This is a genomic window from Selenomonas sp. F0473 (assembly GCF_000315545.1).
Classification (GTDB): domain Bacteria; phylum Bacillota; class Negativicutes; order Selenomonadales; family Selenomonadaceae; genus Centipeda.
This window is the reverse complement of record NZ_JH992902.1, coordinates 1,839,801-1,854,937: the sequence shown is the minus strand read 5'-3', so window position 1 is coordinate 1,854,937 and position 15,137 is coordinate 1,839,801. Positions and strand designations below refer to the sequence as shown.

At 59.6% G+C, this 15,137-nt stretch carries 15 protein-coding genes; 5 read left to right on the top strand and 10 right to left on the bottom strand.

The window, feature by feature from the left end; translation table 11 throughout:
• Positions 1–36: 36 nt before the first annotated feature.
• Complete coding sequence (locus HMPREF9161_RS08520) at positions 37–1,260, top strand: EAL and HDOD domain-containing protein (protein ID WP_009729264.1); 1,224 nt, start codon at positions 37–39, stop codon at positions 1,258–1,260.
• Between the two features lie 60 nt (positions 1,261–1,320).
• Here the strand turns inward: HMPREF9161_RS08520 and HMPREF9161_RS08515 are convergent, their stop codons facing one another.
• The gene (locus HMPREF9161_RS08515; RefSeq protein ID WP_051010583.1) at positions 1,321–2,340 is read right to left on the bottom strand and encodes an HD-GYP domain-containing protein; all 1,020 of its coding nucleotides are present in this window, start codon (positions 2,338–2,340) and stop codon (positions 1,321–1,323) included.
• 224 nt (positions 2,341–2,564) lie between these two features.
• On the opposite strand from HMPREF9161_RS08515, the gene HMPREF9161_RS08510 reads away from it, so the two are divergent.
• From HMPREF9161_RS08510 to HMPREF9161_RS08500, 3 genes are read left to right on the top strand one after another with little or no spacing between them, the layout of a single operon-like run.
• A complete protein-coding gene (locus HMPREF9161_RS08510; RefSeq protein ID WP_009729262.1) occupies positions 2,565–3,371 on the top strand; it encodes an amino acid ABC transporter substrate-binding protein in 807 nt (268 codons plus the stop codon).
• A gap of 59 nt (positions 3,372–3,430) precedes the next feature.
• Positions 3,431–4,075: an amino acid ABC transporter permease gene (locus tag HMPREF9161_RS08505; RefSeq protein ID WP_009729261.1), complete on the top strand. Its 645-nt coding sequence runs from the start codon at positions 3,431–3,433 to the stop codon at positions 4,073–4,075.
• On the top strand, positions 4,056–4,841 hold the full coding sequence (locus HMPREF9161_RS08500) for an amino acid ABC transporter ATP-binding protein (protein WP_009729260.1): 786 nt from the start codon (positions 4,056–4,058) through the stop codon (positions 4,839–4,841). The genes HMPREF9161_RS08505 and HMPREF9161_RS08500 overlap by 20 nt, the downstream gene beginning before the upstream one ends.
• Positions 4,842–4,900: 59 nt before the next feature.
• Here the strand turns inward: HMPREF9161_RS08500 and HMPREF9161_RS08495 are convergent, their stop codons facing one another.
• On the bottom strand, positions 4,901–6,253 hold the full coding sequence (locus tag HMPREF9161_RS08495; RefSeq protein WP_009729259.1) for an MATE family efflux transporter: 1,353 nt from the start codon (positions 6,251–6,253) through the stop codon (positions 4,901–4,903).
• Complete coding sequence (locus HMPREF9161_RS08490; protein ID WP_009729258.1) at positions 6,250–7,005, bottom strand: YdcF family protein; 756 nt, start codon at positions 7,003–7,005, stop codon at positions 6,250–6,252. Before HMPREF9161_RS08490 ends, HMPREF9161_RS08495 begins: the two co-directional genes overlap by 4 nt.
• A 125-nt stretch (positions 7,006–7,130) precedes the next feature.
• Between HMPREF9161_RS08490 and HMPREF9161_RS08485 the strand changes: the two genes are divergently transcribed.
• Entirely contained in the window at positions 7,131–7,475 is a 345-nt protein-coding gene (locus HMPREF9161_RS08485) for a cupin domain-containing protein (protein WP_009729257.1), read from the top strand.
• A 144-nt stretch (positions 7,476–7,619) separates the two neighbouring features.
• On the opposite strand, the gene HMPREF9161_RS08480 is transcribed toward HMPREF9161_RS08485, so the two are convergent.
• The 7 genes from HMPREF9161_RS08480 to HMPREF9161_RS08450 all read right to left on the bottom strand — a co-directional run bounded on the left by HMPREF9161_RS08480 (position 7,620) and on the right by HMPREF9161_RS08450 (position 15,137).
• On the bottom strand, positions 7,620–8,231 hold the full coding sequence (locus HMPREF9161_RS08480; protein WP_009438683.1) for a hypothetical protein: 612 nt from the start codon (positions 8,229–8,231) through the stop codon (positions 7,620–7,622).
• Positions 8,232–8,297: 66 nt separating this feature from the next.
• Positions 8,298–9,515, bottom strand: a complete 1,218-nt coding sequence (locus HMPREF9161_RS08475; RefSeq protein ID WP_009729256.1) for an ABC transporter permease — start codon at positions 9,513–9,515, stop codon at positions 8,298–8,300.
• Positions 9,505–10,227, bottom strand: coding sequence for an ABC transporter ATP-binding protein (locus tag HMPREF9161_RS08470; RefSeq protein WP_037348871.1), 723 nt, complete (start codon positions 10,225–10,227; stop codon positions 9,505–9,507). Before HMPREF9161_RS08470 ends, HMPREF9161_RS08475 begins: the two co-directional genes overlap by 11 nt.
• Before the next feature lie 14 nt (positions 10,228–10,241).
• Positions 10,242–11,363: an efflux RND transporter periplasmic adaptor subunit gene (locus HMPREF9161_RS08465; RefSeq protein ID WP_009729254.1), complete on the bottom strand. Its 1,122-nt coding sequence runs from the start codon at positions 11,361–11,363 to the stop codon at positions 10,242–10,244.
• The gene (locus HMPREF9161_RS08460; protein ID WP_009729253.1) at positions 11,360–12,766 is read right to left on the bottom strand and encodes a TolC family protein; all 1,407 of its coding nucleotides are present in this window, start codon (positions 12,764–12,766) and stop codon (positions 11,360–11,362) included. The genes HMPREF9161_RS08465 and HMPREF9161_RS08460 overlap by 4 nt, the downstream gene beginning before the upstream one ends.
• Positions 12,767–12,859: 93 nt before the next feature.
• Entirely contained in the window at positions 12,860–14,005 is a 1,146-nt protein-coding gene (locus HMPREF9161_RS08455; protein WP_009729252.1) for a S41 family peptidase, read from the bottom strand.
• A gap of 16 nt (positions 14,006–14,021) precedes the next feature.
• Positions 14,022–15,137 (bottom strand): murein hydrolase activator EnvC, encoded by a 1,116-nt coding sequence (locus tag HMPREF9161_RS08450; RefSeq protein WP_009729251.1) that lies wholly within the window; start codon positions 15,135–15,137, stop codon positions 14,022–14,024.

Below are 15,137 nucleotides of genomic sequence, written 5' to 3'. Positions count from 1 at the left end.
TTTGGGATTTTTCACCGACAGAAAGAGGCCGATCTTATGGACGAATTATTCATCGGACGCCAGGCCATTTTGGACAAGAAAAAAGGCGTATTCGCTTACGAAATACTTTTTCGCAGCGGACTAAAGAACGCTTTCGACCCGCGCTTGGACGGCAACGTCGCCACACAGAGCGTCATGGTGAACGCGATGCTGGATTTCGGTATGAAGAAGCTCGTCTCGAATAAGAAAGCGTTCATCAACTTCACGGAGAAAAACCTGCTCGACCGCGCGCCAAAACTCCTGCCCGCCGACACCATCGTGGTGGAGATTCTCGAGACCGTGCAGGCTCGCTCCGAGATCCTCAACGCCGTGAAGGAACTGAAAGAAGCGGGCTACAAGATCGCGTTGGACGATTTCGTCCTCATGCCCGGCTACGAGCCGCTGATCCAAATGGCGGACATCATCAAGGTGGATTTCCGCATCACGACGGATCCCGAAGAGCGCCGGAAACTGCGGGAGATTCTCCCCGCCCACGTGCGTCTGCTCGCCGAAAAGATCGAGACGGAGGACGAGTTCCGACAGGCGCTGGCGTTTGGTTATGTGCTTTTCCAAGGGTACTTCTTCTGCAAGCCGACCGTGCTGAGCAAAAGAAAACTCAGCAGCAGTATGCTCTCGCAGATGCGTCTGCTCAAGGAGATCAACCGCCCCGAATTCGACTTTTCCTCCATCACCGACGCCATCTCGTCGGATACCAATCTCGTGCATAAGCTGCTCACCTACATCAATTCCGTCGGCATAGGTCTCACGCACAACGTGTCGAATCTGCATCAAGCGACCGTATTGCTCGGCTTCGAAGGGATCCGCCGCTGGGTGACGCTCGTCAGCCTGCAGACATTCTCGAAGGACAAGCCGTCCGAACTCTTCACCATCTCGCTCCTGCGCGCGAAGTTCTGCGAGCTGATCTCAGAGGATCTCAACCGTCCGAACGTTACGCCGGACACCGGCTTCCTGCTCGGCATGTTCTCCCTCATCGACGCGCTGCTGAACCAGCCGATGGAGGAAATCCTCAAAGAGATCGCGCTCTCGCCCGAACTCAACGCCGCGCTGCTCGGCGAGGAAAACGACCTGCGCAGAGTTCTCGATCTTGCCGTCGCTTACGAACAGGGCGACTGGGACCGCGTGATCACATTGTGCGGCGAAGAGAACATCCCGCCGCGCCGGCTCAAACAGAATTACGACGCCGTGCTCCAATGGTACAACGTGATCCAGTCGGTAGAGTAAAAAACGAAACGCAAATGCCCGTCGGAATCATCCGACGGGCGTTTTCATATGCCGTTTGATTTACTTCGGGTTGTATTCGAGAATCGAAATTTCCCTCTGCTCGTTGAGATCGATCATCTCGTCGTCGCCTATTGAAACGATCGGCATCGGAACGACGCCGTGCGGGTAGGAGACGAGCGTCCCCTCGCGATGGTTGCTGAGGAGCACGCGCGACCCGAGGAACGCATTTTTAATATTCGTCAGAACGGCCATACAGACCGTGGGATCGAGCTTCGTATACATCTGTCCGGCGATCACCGCCACCGCGTCGAACGGCGTCCGGCGAGGATAGCCCTCGCGCTCAATCGTAATATTGTCGTAGAGATCCGCAACGGCAACGATGCGCGCGTAGAGATGGATATCGTCTCCCTTGACGTTGAACGGGAACCCGCTCCCGTCCATGCGCTCATGATGCTGCAGCGCCGTCAGACGCACGCCCTCCGTGAGCCCCGCAATCCCGTTGAGGATCTGCGCCCCGTCGACCGTATGCTGGATGTAGCGCTCGTAGTCCTCCCCCGTAAGCGTATCGATGTTCTTCTCGAGCAGCCGCTGATCGAACCTTGCCTTTCCCACATCGTGCAGGAAACCGGCCATCACGATATCCTTTGCCGTCTCACGGTCGAGCCGCATCCACTTCGCAAAGACGCCCGCAAGGATCGACACGCGCAGCGAGTGGTTGTAGATGTCGCTCGCGAGGTGGTTCAGCTCGTTGAGGTAATCGATTGCTCCGCTGCGGCGCGAGAGCGGCAGGAGATCCCCCTGCACCATATCGTTCGTCTCTTCAACGGGCACCTTCCCCGTCTTCTTCGTCTGTTCAAAGATGGACTTTGCCGTGCCGACAACGTTTTCATACTGTTTGATGAAGAGATTGCTGCGCGAGAAAATCGGCGATATCGCCTCTTTCAGCTCGTTCTCATCCTTGATGTAAACGACGGGAATCTTCAGGAATTTAAGCCGTGTGATGTGCGCCTGCGTCAGTTCGGTGTTCTCGGACACGACGACGACGCGCTTGGCATTGACGATCGTTCGCGCAAGTATCATTCCATTGTCAAGATCGTCCACGGATATTGCACGCAATGTAAGCCCTCCCCCGGTTTACGCGGTCAATGTTATACGAATATGATATCTATAATGTATTTCTACCTTTCTTAGAAAAAACCTGCCTGTACAAAATAAATACTTGACATAATTTTATCCTTTCGCTTATAATATCAACACGTCATCACTTTATCTTGTTAAAGAACAGCAAAAGGAGAGTGGAAAAGATGAATTGGAAAACAATCTTGACCGGAGCCGCCGTGACCATGATGTCCGCCGCTCTGCTCGCGGGCTGCGGCGGAGGGGATAAGACCGGCGCGCCTGCGAAGGACGGAGACAAGGGGAAAATTGTCGTAGGACTCGACGACAATTTCCCGCCGATGGGCTTTAAGGACGAAAAGAACGAGATCGTCGGCTTCGACATCGACCTCGCGAAGGAAGCGGCAAAGCGGCTCGGGCGCGAGGTTGAGTTCAAGGCGATCGACTGGTCGAGCAAGGAAGCCGAGCTCAAGAGCGGCCGCGTCCAAATCCTGTGGAACGGACTCGATATCACGGAAAAACGCAAAGAGAACATGCTCTTCTCCGATCCCTACATGGACAGCCAACAGGTCATCTTCGTCCGCAAAGGCGACACTGCGATTACCGACGAGCAAAGCCTCGCCGGCAAGGTGATCGGCACGCAGAGCGCAAGTACGGCGGAGGAATACATCGACGCGACTGACTTCTATAAAAAGGACGTCAAAGAGGTCAAGAAATATCCCGATTTCGTCGCGACCTTTATGGATCTTGAGAACGGGCGTCTCGACGCGGTGGTCGGCGACCGGATTGTCGGGCGCTACTACATGAGCAAACACCCCGATAAAATCGAAGAGCGCAACATCCCGATCGGCCCCAAGGGCGAGCTCGGCATCGCCTTTGCAAAAGACAATACGGCGCTGCGCGACGAAGTGCAGAAGGTCATGAACGAGATGAAGGCGGACGGCACGGCCGCAAAGATCTCGGAAGAGTGGTTCCAAACGAATTTGGTTAAGTAACTGCACGGAACGAGGCTGCCGCGCTCCCTGCGGCAGCCTTTTTCACGCCGGGAGATATGATGGATAAAATACTGGATACCGCCCTCCTCATGCTCGAGGGATCGACGGTCACGCTCGAGATTTTCTGCGTTACGCTCGCGCTTTCGCTGCCGCTCGGCTTCTTCGTTGCGCTGGGACGCCTTTCGCGCAGCCGGATCCTCGGCCGACTGATCGACTTCTACATCTGGGTCATGCGCGGCACGCCGCTGATGCTCCAGCTGCTCTTCGTATACTTTGCCCTGCCGATGATCGGCATCAAGCTGTCGGATCTCTCCGCCGCGTTCCTGGCCTTTGTGCTGAACTACGCGGCGTACTTCGCGGAGATCTTCCGCGCGGGCATCCAGGCGGTGCCGCGCGGACAGTACGAGGCGGCGCGCGTCCTCGGTATGAGTTATCCGCTCGCCCTGCGCCGGATCATTCTGCCGCAGGTGCTGCGCATTACGCTGCCGCCGGTCAGCAACGAGACGATCAATCTCGTCAAGGACACGTCGCTGGTCTACATCCTCGCCATGAACGACCTCCTGCGCGTTGCGCGCACGATCGTTCAGCGCGAGTTCGACATGACGCCGCTCGTCATTGCGGGGGCGTTCTACCTTGCGATGACCGCCGTGCTCACTTGGGGATTCAAAAAATTGGAGGCGCACTATGGCAGATATGACCGTTGATACGGAAACGATGCTCACGATGCGCGGCATCCGCAAGACATTCGGCGGAACGGAGGTGCTGCGCGGCATCGATCTCTCGCTCGCGCGCGGCGAAGTCCTCGCGATCATCGGCCCCTCGGGTTCCGGGAAATCCACGCTGCTCCGCTGCATCAACAAGCTCGAAACCGTCGACAGCGGCGATATCGTCATCCGCGGCAGGGCGCTCTGCCAAACAAAGCCGGGCGAGATGCAGGCAGCCTACGCGGAGCCGCGTGCGGCGCGCGATATCCTCGCCTCCACGGGGATGGTCTTCCAGCAGTTCAATCTCTTCCCCCATATGACGGTCATCGAGAACCTCATCGAGGCGCCGTGTCATGTCAAGGGGATGGCAAAGAGCGCGATTCTCCCCTACGCCCGGGAACTTCTCCAAAAGGTCGGGCTTGCGGATCGCGAGAACGCCTATCCCGCACAGCTCTCGGGCGGCCAGCAGCAGCGCGTCGCCATCGCGCGGGCGCTCGCGATGTGTCCGGACATCATGCTCTTTGACGAGCCCACCTCCGCGCTCGACCCCGAACTGACGGGCGAAGTGCTGCGCACGATGCGCGCGCTTGCCGCCGAGCGCATGACGATGATCGTCGTCACGCACGAGATGGCGTTCGCGCGCGAGGCCGCGACGAACGTCATCTTCATGGAGCACGGCCGCATCGTCGAAGAGGGCGCGCCGGACGCGCTCTTCTCCGCACCGCGCGAGGAACGGACAAAGGAATTTTTGAGAAATATGCTGTAGATAAAAAGGCTGCCGCACGAACGTATCGCCCTTCGTGCAGCAGCTTTTTTAGTGAAAAGTCAGGCGCAAACATCCCGATCCGCGCCGAGCGTTTTCTCCGTCCAATAATACGCAATCGCAACAGGCACCCCCGCGCCGATCCATGCGAGAGGGTTTGCAAAGCAGGCTCCCAGGAAGCCGAACTGCGCGCAGAGGAAGATCGCCGCACCTGCGCGCATAAGGAGTTCCATCGCCCCCGCAACGGTCGGCATCACGCTCTGCCCGAGTCCCTGCAGGACGTTCCGGTAGACGAGCAGGAGCGCGAGAATCAGATAGCAGGAACCGTTGACGATAAGAAACATACGACCGTAGGAAATGACATCGGCTGCCGCCGCATCGTCACCGACGAAGAGCGCGAGAATATTCGTACCGAACGCGATGAGCAGCGCTCCGATCAACACGGCAAAGCCCATCGAAAGTTTCAGGCAGGCGCGCACCCCCGCACGAATGCGGTCATACTGCTGCGCGCCATAGTTTTGTGCGGTGTACGCCGCCATCGCGTAGCCAAAAGACAGCATCGGCATGACGGCGACGGCGTCAATTTTCTGCGACGCCGCATACGCGGCAACGGCAACCGCGCCGAGATTGTTCAGCGCGATTTGGAGAATCACCGCGCCGACGGCAATGACCGTGCCCTGAAATCCCATCGGCAGACCCACGCGCAGATGCTCCCAAAGCAGCGCTCGGTTAAGGAAAAAATCCGACCGCCGCACATGGAGCGCGGGGATGCGCCGCCGAATGTAGGCGAAGAATATCAGCGCGCCAAGCCCCTGCGAAATGACGGTCGCGAGCGCTGCGCCGGGAATCCCCCATTCCAGCACGAGAATCGCGATCGGCTCGAGGACGATGTTGAGAAAGAGCGCGATACCAAGCATCAGGGTCGGGATTTTACTGTCTCCAAGCGCGCGCACGAGGCAGTTTTGCAGATAGAGAAAGAGGAAGATGACGAGCCCTGCGAAAACAACGCTGATAAAATCCTGCGCGCCGTCAATGATCTCCGCGGGCGTCTCCATAAGCATGAGCAGCGGGCGTGTGAGCGGCAGGACAAGCGCCGTAAGAAGGAGTGTCACCGCCGTCCCGAGCACAAGGCACGCGGCCGCGCTCCGCCGCACGCCCTCCATATCCCCCGCGCCAAAGCGCTGGCCCGTGCAGATGGTCATGCCGACGCAAAAACCCATGATGAAACCGAGCGCAAGGAACATCAAACTGCCCGTACAGCCGACCGCCGCCAGCGCCGAGACCCCGAGGAACCGCCCGACGATCAGCGTATCGACGAACGCATAGAGCTGCTGCATCATATTCCCCGCAACGAGCGGCAGCGTAAAGAAGAAGAGCAGCCGCAGCGGATCGCCTACGGTCAAATTCTTCGTCATTCCAAATACCTCGTGATGAACGTCCGCAGTTCTTCACGCAGGAACGTGACATTGGTCTGAAAGGGCGGGACGCTCGGCGCGAATTTCAGCGGGTTGAGGTTCGGATGCGCGGGCACCCAAAAATCCGACGGATAAGGCGTCACCTCGACGCCCTGCTTCTCAAAGTTCAGCACGGCGCGCGGCAGGTGGAATGCCGACGTCACGAGGATCGGATGCGTAAAACCTTCGCGGCGCAGGATCTCCGCCGTGTTGCGCGCATTTTGCCCCGTGGTGAGGCTGTCCGCTTCCACGTAGATTTGATCCGCGGGCACCCCGAGCGAAATGAGGACGCGCCGCCCGATCTCGGACTCCGAGCCCGTGTCCTTAAACACCCTGCCGCCCGAGAGCAGGATCGGCAGCCCGAGTTTGTCATGAAGGCGCACGGCGGTCAAGAGGCGGGAGGAGGGACTGGGCGCCAGCATCCCCTCGCCGTCCACATCCTGCACGCCGCCGATCGCGCCGCCGCCGAGCATGACGATGATATCTCCCCGCGGCTGCGCCGGCACTGCATAGGTACGCTCAAGGCCGCCCATCAGGAGGTCGGCGACCGCGCCCGTCGTGAGGAGATAGAAAACGAGCGCAATTCCCGCGAGGAGCCCCGCAGCCGCCTTCATACGCTGCCGCCAAAGATATACGGCGATACAAAAAAGCGCGAGGATGAAGATGCCCGGCGGCAGAATCCATGCCGCGCCAAATTTCAAAACGTAGATCATAAAAAGGAAAATGCGCCTCCACCGCGAATATTTTTTTTAGAAGATATAGGGAGCGTATATTTCTCTAAACGCCCTCTTTTGTATTCTATCAAACTCTATGGAAAAAGAAAAGGAGAGATCCACGCATGGCGATCACACGGCACGAACGCATCTCTGCCGAGAACCGCTTCGGCGGCAGCGGCACCATCCATATTGAAAAGCTCCTCGGTCCGGCAGAGCTCGACGGCAAATGCGCGATGTATGCGCGCGTCACCATCCCGCCGCACGCCTCGATGGGGCTGCATCGGCACGAGGGCAACACGGAGACCTACCATATTCTCTCCGGCCGCGCCCGCTATAACGACAACGGCACGGAGGTCGAGATCGGCCCCGGGACGACGACGTTCTGCGGCGACGGCGAAGCGCACGCCATCGAGAACATCTCGGACAACGAGGATCTCGTCTTTATGGCGCTCGTCATCAATAAGTAAATATTTGTACACAAACGAAGAAGCCGCACCCGATAAAGATGCGGCTCTTTTATTTGTAATTGAACGTAATGACGCTGCCCTCGCAGCGGCGCCGTGCTGCTGTTCCCTATAACAACGAACGGCGATGTACTGCATCTCTGTTTTTCAATACGGAATCGTATCGTCATCCATGGAGTGATGCTCTATCTTCGTAAAATAGTTCACCGACAAATCGACCGGCCCGTCCAACAAGGCGCGCATGAACGCCGTGTAGGAAATCCCTTCAGATTGTACCGCAAAGAGATAGTCGCCAACTGCCCAATGTGCGGCGTAGTTGGTCGTCATCCCGTTCTCATCTTTGACCTCCGCAATCGACACGGGGACACCGCGCATGGTCACCTTCTTCCACGTTGCGCCATAGATGCCGCTGATATCGTCATTCTGCATCAGATTGGCGGGCGCCGTGCGCACGAGCAGCTTTGCGTTGTCGTTCCGGATGCGTGCATAACGGATATCGATGAGGTCGCCCGCAATGACGTAGATATGCTCCGCCTGATAGCCCGTGAGTTCCGACAGTGACAGGGGATAATAGCCCGCCGCCTGCGCCGCCTCTGCAACGGACTGATATTCAACCATCGGATTGGGCATACCGTCCATCTCCTGCGCAGACGTATAGGAGCGCGCCTGTGCTGCAGGGACGTTCAGGGGAACGGCGACGAGCACTGCCGCTGCCACGAGCATCCCGGAAAGAATCTTGAAAGAACGTTTTTTTCGCATAAGATATTCTCCTCTCTTGCATGTCCGCACGGGACACATCACAAAACGAAAACTATATCCTCCCGCTTACTCGTAGCGCAGAGCATCGATGGGATCGAGCCGCGCCGCCTTGCGTGCGGGATAGATGCCGAAAAAGAGACCGATGCCGACCGCGAAGGTGAACGAGACGACGATCGGCAACAGTGAAATCGTCGTCTCGAGCGCGCCGAATTTTGCAATGGTCTCCGAGAGCGAGACGCCCATCACAATCCCGATCACCCCGCCGACAATGCCGATCACCATGGACTCGATCATGAACTGCATAAGGACATTCGACGAGGTCGCCCCTAGCGCCTTGCGGATGCCGATCTCGCGTGTGCGCTCGGTAACAGAAACCATCATGATGTTCATGATGCCGATGCCGCCGACGAGCAGAGAGATCCCCGCAATCGAGCCGAGCAGCAGCGTGATCATATTTGTGCTCTCTGTAAAGGACTCCATAAGGCTCGTCATATTGCGCACAGTGAAGTCGTCCTCCGTACCGGTACGTATATGATGCCGCGACCGCAGCAAGGTCTCGATCTCGCTCTGTACCTGATCCATGCGCGCCGGGTCGGACACCTGAATATTGATCGACTGCACATGGGTGATCGCAAGCATGCGCTCCTGCGCTGTGGTCAGCGGAATATAGATCACATCGTCCTGATCCTGCCCCATGGACGACTGTCCCTTCGAAGCGATGAGGCCAATGACCTTAAACGGCTGATTATTGATGCGGATATTTTGACCGACCGGATTCTCCGCGCCGAACAGATTCGCGGCGACGGTCGCGCCGATCACGGCGACGCGGCTGCGTTTGCTGAGATCGCTCGCCGTGATGAAAGAGCCGTTTTCCACCTTGAGCGAGCGGATCTGCATCAGCTCCGGCGTGACTCCCATCACCTCCGTATTCCAGTTGAGGTTGCCGTTGACGACTTGATAGGAGGTGTTTACCGTCGGCGAAACATAGTCAATGCCCTTGATTTTGGCTGCAATCGCCTTAGCGTCGTCGTATTTGAGGGATTTGCGCGAGCCTGCTGCACCGCGGATGCCGCCCTTATTGGTGGAGCCCGGCATAACGATGAGCATATTCGTACCGAGACTGGCAAAGGAGTTCGTCACGCTCGTTCGGACGCCCATGCCGATGGAGACCATCGCAATGACCGCGCCGACACCGATGATGATACCGAGCATCGTGAGGAGGGAGCGGAGCTTGTTCGCAAGGAGCGCATTCAGCGCCATGGCGAAGCATTCCTTAAACAACATCCATCACGACCCCCTTTCCTTCGTCGCGCGTGATCCTGCCGTCGCGGACGAGGAGCTGGCGGCTCGCGCGCACGGCGATTTCCGGCTCGTGCGTGACAAGGATGATCGTATGCCCCTTCTCATGCATCTTTTCAAAGATATCCATGATCTCTTTCGTGGACTTGGTGTCGAGGTTGCCCGTCGGCTCGTCCGCCATGATGATATGCGGCTCGTTGACGAGCGCGCGGGCGATCGCGACGCGCTGGCGCTGGCCGCCCGAGAGTTCGTTCGGCAGATGTCCGCCGCGGTCGGCCAGACCGACGGATGCGAGCACTTCCTGTGCGCGCGCCAGGCGCTCTTTTTTGCGTACGCCCGCATAGACAAGCGGGAGAGCGACGTTTTCAAGCGCGGAGATACGCGGGAGCAGGTTGAAATTCTGAAAGACGAAGCCGATCTTTTTGTTGCGCGTGACGGCGAGCGCGTCGTCGTCGAGCCCCGCAACCTCGTCGCCGTCGAGCCGGTAGGAGCCCTCGGTCGGACGGTCAAGACAGCCGAGAATATTCATCAGCGTAGACTTGCCGGAACCCGAGGGTCCCATCAGCGCGGCAAACTCGCCGCGATGAATGTCGAGGTCGATGCCGTCGAGCGCCGCGAGCTCCTCCCCGCCGATGCGGTAGACCTTGCGGATGCCGTGGAGACGAATGGCCGCGGGATGTGTTTCTTTGGTCTGCATGATGTCCCCCCGCATCAGAACGGCGGCGGTCCGCCGTCCTGTTTCACGCTGCTTGCCGCCTTTGCCGCCTTTGACGTGTAGGTATTGACGACGCGTTCCCCCTCGTCCAGCCCCGAAAGAATCTCGACGTATTCGTCGCTGTAGATGCCCGTCTCGACATAGCGCTGCTCCTGCGTGCCGTCCTCCTTGAGGACAAACACGTAGGACCCCTGCGCATCCGTCTTGAGCGCGGAAAGGGGAACGACGAGCGCATCCGCTTTGTCCGCCGTATTGATCACGACGCGCGCGGTCATCGCGGGCAGAAGCATACTGTCCGGATCGTCCACGTCGAGCGTGACGTAGTAATAGATAACGCTCGCGCTCGAGGACGAGGAACTCGACGAACTCGATGAACTCGTATCCCAGCTGTTTGAAACGTCGGTCTGAGAGATCTTCGAGACGCGCGCCGTAAATTTTTGATCCGTAAAGGCGTCGACCGTGAACGTCGCATCCTGCCCCACGCGGATATTGCCGATATCGGTCTCATCAACCTTCGCCTTGATCTGCTTGCGCGAGAGATCCGCGATGCGCATGATGACGGTCGGGTTGTCCGACCCCTGCACGGCCATCGTCCCCGCCGTCTTCGGTTCGCCGACGACGACGCCCGAGATCGGCGCGGTGATGATGGTCTCGTTCGCGTCGGAGACCGCCTCTTCGAGCGTCGACTGCGCCGTATCGTAGTTATATGCCGCATCTTCAAGATCCTGCTGGGATTTTGCCCCGATGCCCGCGAGATAGTTCATACGGTTGTACTTTGCACGCGTATTCGTCACACGGTACTGCGCCTGGTCCCGCTTCGCCTCGTAGTCCTTGCCGTCGAGCGTCGCGACGGTCTGTCCTGCCGTCACCGTATCGTTCTCCTTCACGAGCACCGAGCTGATGCGCGCGGTGATCTTGGAGCTGACCTCAACGGAATCGACGGGCTGTATCGTCCCCGTCGCCTCGACGGTCGACTTGATATCCATACGCTGTACGGCAACGGTCTCAACGACCTGCGCGGATTTTTCCGCCTCGCCCGCCGAATAGTAGTAATAGCCGCCGAAAGCGACGACCGCCGCGATCAGCACACCGATACCGATGATTTTCTTCCGTTTCATTTGCCGGGCACCTCATTCTTCGCAACCGTCATCTGTACCGCCGCGCTCGTCGCGAGGTTTGCGGCGTCCGCACTGTCGCGCTCGGCCTGTGTGACCTCGGGCAGCCCGTCGGCCGCGGCGCGTTCCGCCGCGGTGAGCGGTTCGCCCATCAGATTCTCCACCTGCGCCCGATAGCGCGCATAGTCATAGCGTGCGTTGATATCGTTCTGCTTGGCCTTCGACAGCGCAAGCTGCGCGTCCAGCACGTCGAGGAGGATCCCCTCCCCCGCACGGTAACGCTGACTTGCGATGAAATAATCTTCCTCCGCCTGCTTCACCGCGTCCCCCGTCGCCGTAAAGCGCTTCTCCGCCTCACGCAGGTTCAGATAGGCCTTCCGCAGGTCCAGATCGATCGTCTCCTCGGTCCTGCGGACATTCAGCAGCGCCGTGTCGCGCTCGGCCTCCGCCGCGTCGATCTGCGCGCGCGTCACGCCGCTGTCAAAGATGTTCCAGTTCACCCCGACGGACGCGGAGACGTCGCGATTCGTATCGCTGCGCGGGCGGAATTGACTGGTGATGCCGGTGCCGACCGTGAGATTGACGGTCGGCTTCTTCCCGGCCTTCGCGATGTCTACGGCGAGTTCCCGCTGGGCAAGCGTGTCCTTCTGCACCTGCAGGTCCCGCCGGTTGCCGTAGGCGTAGGCAATACAGTCCTGCACCGCCTTGTCAAAAGGAACGTAGGCGACGTCCGTCGTGAGATGCAGTTCCTCGCCGCGGTCCATATTGAGGAGATTGCGCAGCGTCGCAAGATTTACTTCGTAGGCATTCTCCGCGCTGATGAGCTCCTGCCGCGCGTTCGAGAGCTCGACGGAGGAGCGCAGCACATCGATGCGCGCCTGCGCCCCCGCCTCGTAGAGCGCCGTGACATTCCCGAGATGCGCGTCGTAGTTGCCGACCGCTTCGCGCTGCACTTCCGTCTTCTTCAGCGCCTCGACCGCATTGTAATACGCGGCGATCACCTCGTATTTCAGATCTTCCCGTGCGCGTTCCGTCGTGAGCCGCGCAGCCGCCGCGCCGATCTCGCCCGACTTGATGCTCGCCCGGTTCGCCCCGCCGCTGTAAAGCGGCATGCTCGCCGAAAGATTCAGCCCGTTCGATGCCTGTTCGCTTTCCCCGTTCGTCTTGCCCGCACGCAGACTGTCGCTCGCCGATACGGAGACGCCGTTCTTGCCGCGCGCCTGTTTCAGGGCGGCATCCGCCGTATGCTCCGATTGACGCGTGATGCGCAGTCCCGTGTTTGCGGAGAGCGCCGTACCGACGGCCTCCTGCAGAGAGAGATCGCGCGCCTCCGCCCCGGACTGCACCGCAAATAAATATGCGGCAAACAAGGGCAGACAAAGCATGCGGCGCTTTTGACCGTACATAAAAAAACCTCCTCGATCGCAAGCATCTAAAATAATTGCGCCCATGCTACCGCAAGGGCGCTAACCTTTTCTTTGAGCAGAATTATGTTTTCATTAGAGAGTTGGATGATCGATCAGCCATCGCTTCGCGGCCTCAAACTGCACATCGGACGCATCCTGCGGACTGCGCTCGACGACGACGTCGGGCACGATGCCGATCCCGTCGATGAAGCGGCCGCTCGGCGTCGCATACTTTGCGACCGTGAGTTTGAGCCCGTCCTCATGCATGAGCGGCAGTACCGTCTGCACGGAGCCTTTGCCGTAGGATGTTGTCCCGATGACGGTCGCGGCGCCCGTATCCTGAAGGGCGCCGGCAAGAATCTCGGAGGCGCTCGCGCTGTTCTCATCGATGAGCACAACGATCGGATATTTCCGCTCCGCAAGACGGGAGCGGTAGGTCTCCTCGTTCCCGTCGCGGTCAACCACCGAGACGATCGGTCCCGCCGGCACAATTTGCTCGGCAACGGCGACGCAGCTCGTGATCAGCCCGCCCGGATTTTCTCTCAGATCGATGATGAGGGACGTCATGCCGAGCCCCGCAAGGCGGTTCATCTCGGCGGCGAACTCGTCGCCCGTATGCTCCGCGAAGGACGCGATACGGATGTAGCCGATCGTCGTCCCGTCGACAATCGTCCCGCGTACGGAAGGCACCTGTATCGTCGCGCGCGTGATCGTAACGTCATTCTCCGCTCCGTCGCGCAGGATGCGAAGCGTAACATTCGTCCCGACCTTGCCGCGGATGTTCATCGCGACTTCTTCGCTCTGCATCTCGCTCGTCGGCGCACCGTCGACCGCGAGGATCTCGTCTCCCGCACGCAGCCCCGCCGCCTCTCCGGGCGTCCCCTCAAGCACGGAGATGATCTTCACGCGCTTATCCTTGAACCCCATCGTCACGCCGATGCCGCCGAAAGCCCCCTCCGTCTGCTGCCGCAGCGCCCCGAACATCCCGGGCGGCATATAGACGGAATGCGGATCGCCCAAGGAGGCCACCATGCCCTCGATCGCGCCGTCGATGAGATGCGTGGTATCGGGCGCGTTCACGTAACGCGCCTGGATGAACTTCATGACGCCGAACAGGCGCAGTACGTCGTCGCCGTAAAATCCCGCCGCGCGGAGGAAGGCGCCGGCTGCCAAAACGGTCAGCAGGCTTCCAACCAGCGCGGAAAGGACGATGCCGGCAGCTATTTTTTTTCTGCTCATATACTCTTTCGTTTCATCACAGATAACCGAGCGGATTCACCGGCTCCCCGTCTACGCGCACCTCGAAATGGCAGTGCGGCCCCGTCGAGTTGCCCGTCGATCCGCACTCGGCGATGAGGTCGCCCTGCGCCACGCTTTGGCCGGAACTCACGTCGAGGGACTGACAGTGCCCGTAGAGCGTTGAGATGCCGCCGCCGTGGTTGATGATCACGGCGTAGCCGTACCCCGAGATCCAGCCCGCGTATTCGACGGTGCCCGCCTGCGCGGCATAGATCGGATCGCCGTAGTCGCCGCCGATATCGATACCGCTGTGGAAACGCTGCGCCCCCGTGATCGGATGTGTGCGCCAACCGAACGGCGAGGTGATAGGGCCCGCGAGCGGCCAGATCATCGCGCCCGAACCCTGCACGGGCAGGTTGCGCAGGCCGCTGCGCTGCAGCATGCGCGTGATGCGCTCCGAGGCCGCGCGCGCTTCGTCCTGCTTGCGGTCGATCGTCGCCTTGTCGTACTTCATCTGCTCGATGAGAGCCCGCTGCGCCTCAACCTTGTCCTCCATCGCGAGGCGCGCTTCGCGCGCCTTCTTCTCGAGAGGTTCCTGCGCGGCCTTGTCCTCCTCGAGTTCGGCCTTGAGCGTAACCATCGCGTCGCGCTGTTCGAGCACGGCGTGAACGAGCTCATAGTCCTGCTTGATGACGCGCTTGAGGAGATCCATGCGCGTCAGGAGGTCCGAGAAATCCTTCGCCCCAAAGAGCACGTCCACATAGGATATCTGCCCGTTGATATAGATGTCGCGCACGCGCTTGCCGAGGGCGTCGCTCTTGCGCTCGTATTCGATCTCTGCGGCCGCGAGCTTTTCCTCGTTCTCTTCGAGACGGGCGAGCGTCTCGTTCAGTTCCGCCCGCCGCGCCTTGTGCTCGGCGATCGCCTCGCTCGCCGCTTCGTCGAGCATCCTCTTTTGCTCCGAGAGCGAATCGATCTTGTCCGCAAGCGCGTCGCTCTGCCGGCCGAGATCCTCCGCCTGCGCGTCGTAGCTGTCCCGCTCCTCCTCGAGGGTCGCGGCCGTGACCGGACTCGACGCAAGGACGAGTACGGCGAGTACCGCGCTCACATATCTTTTACTCCCAATGCTCAT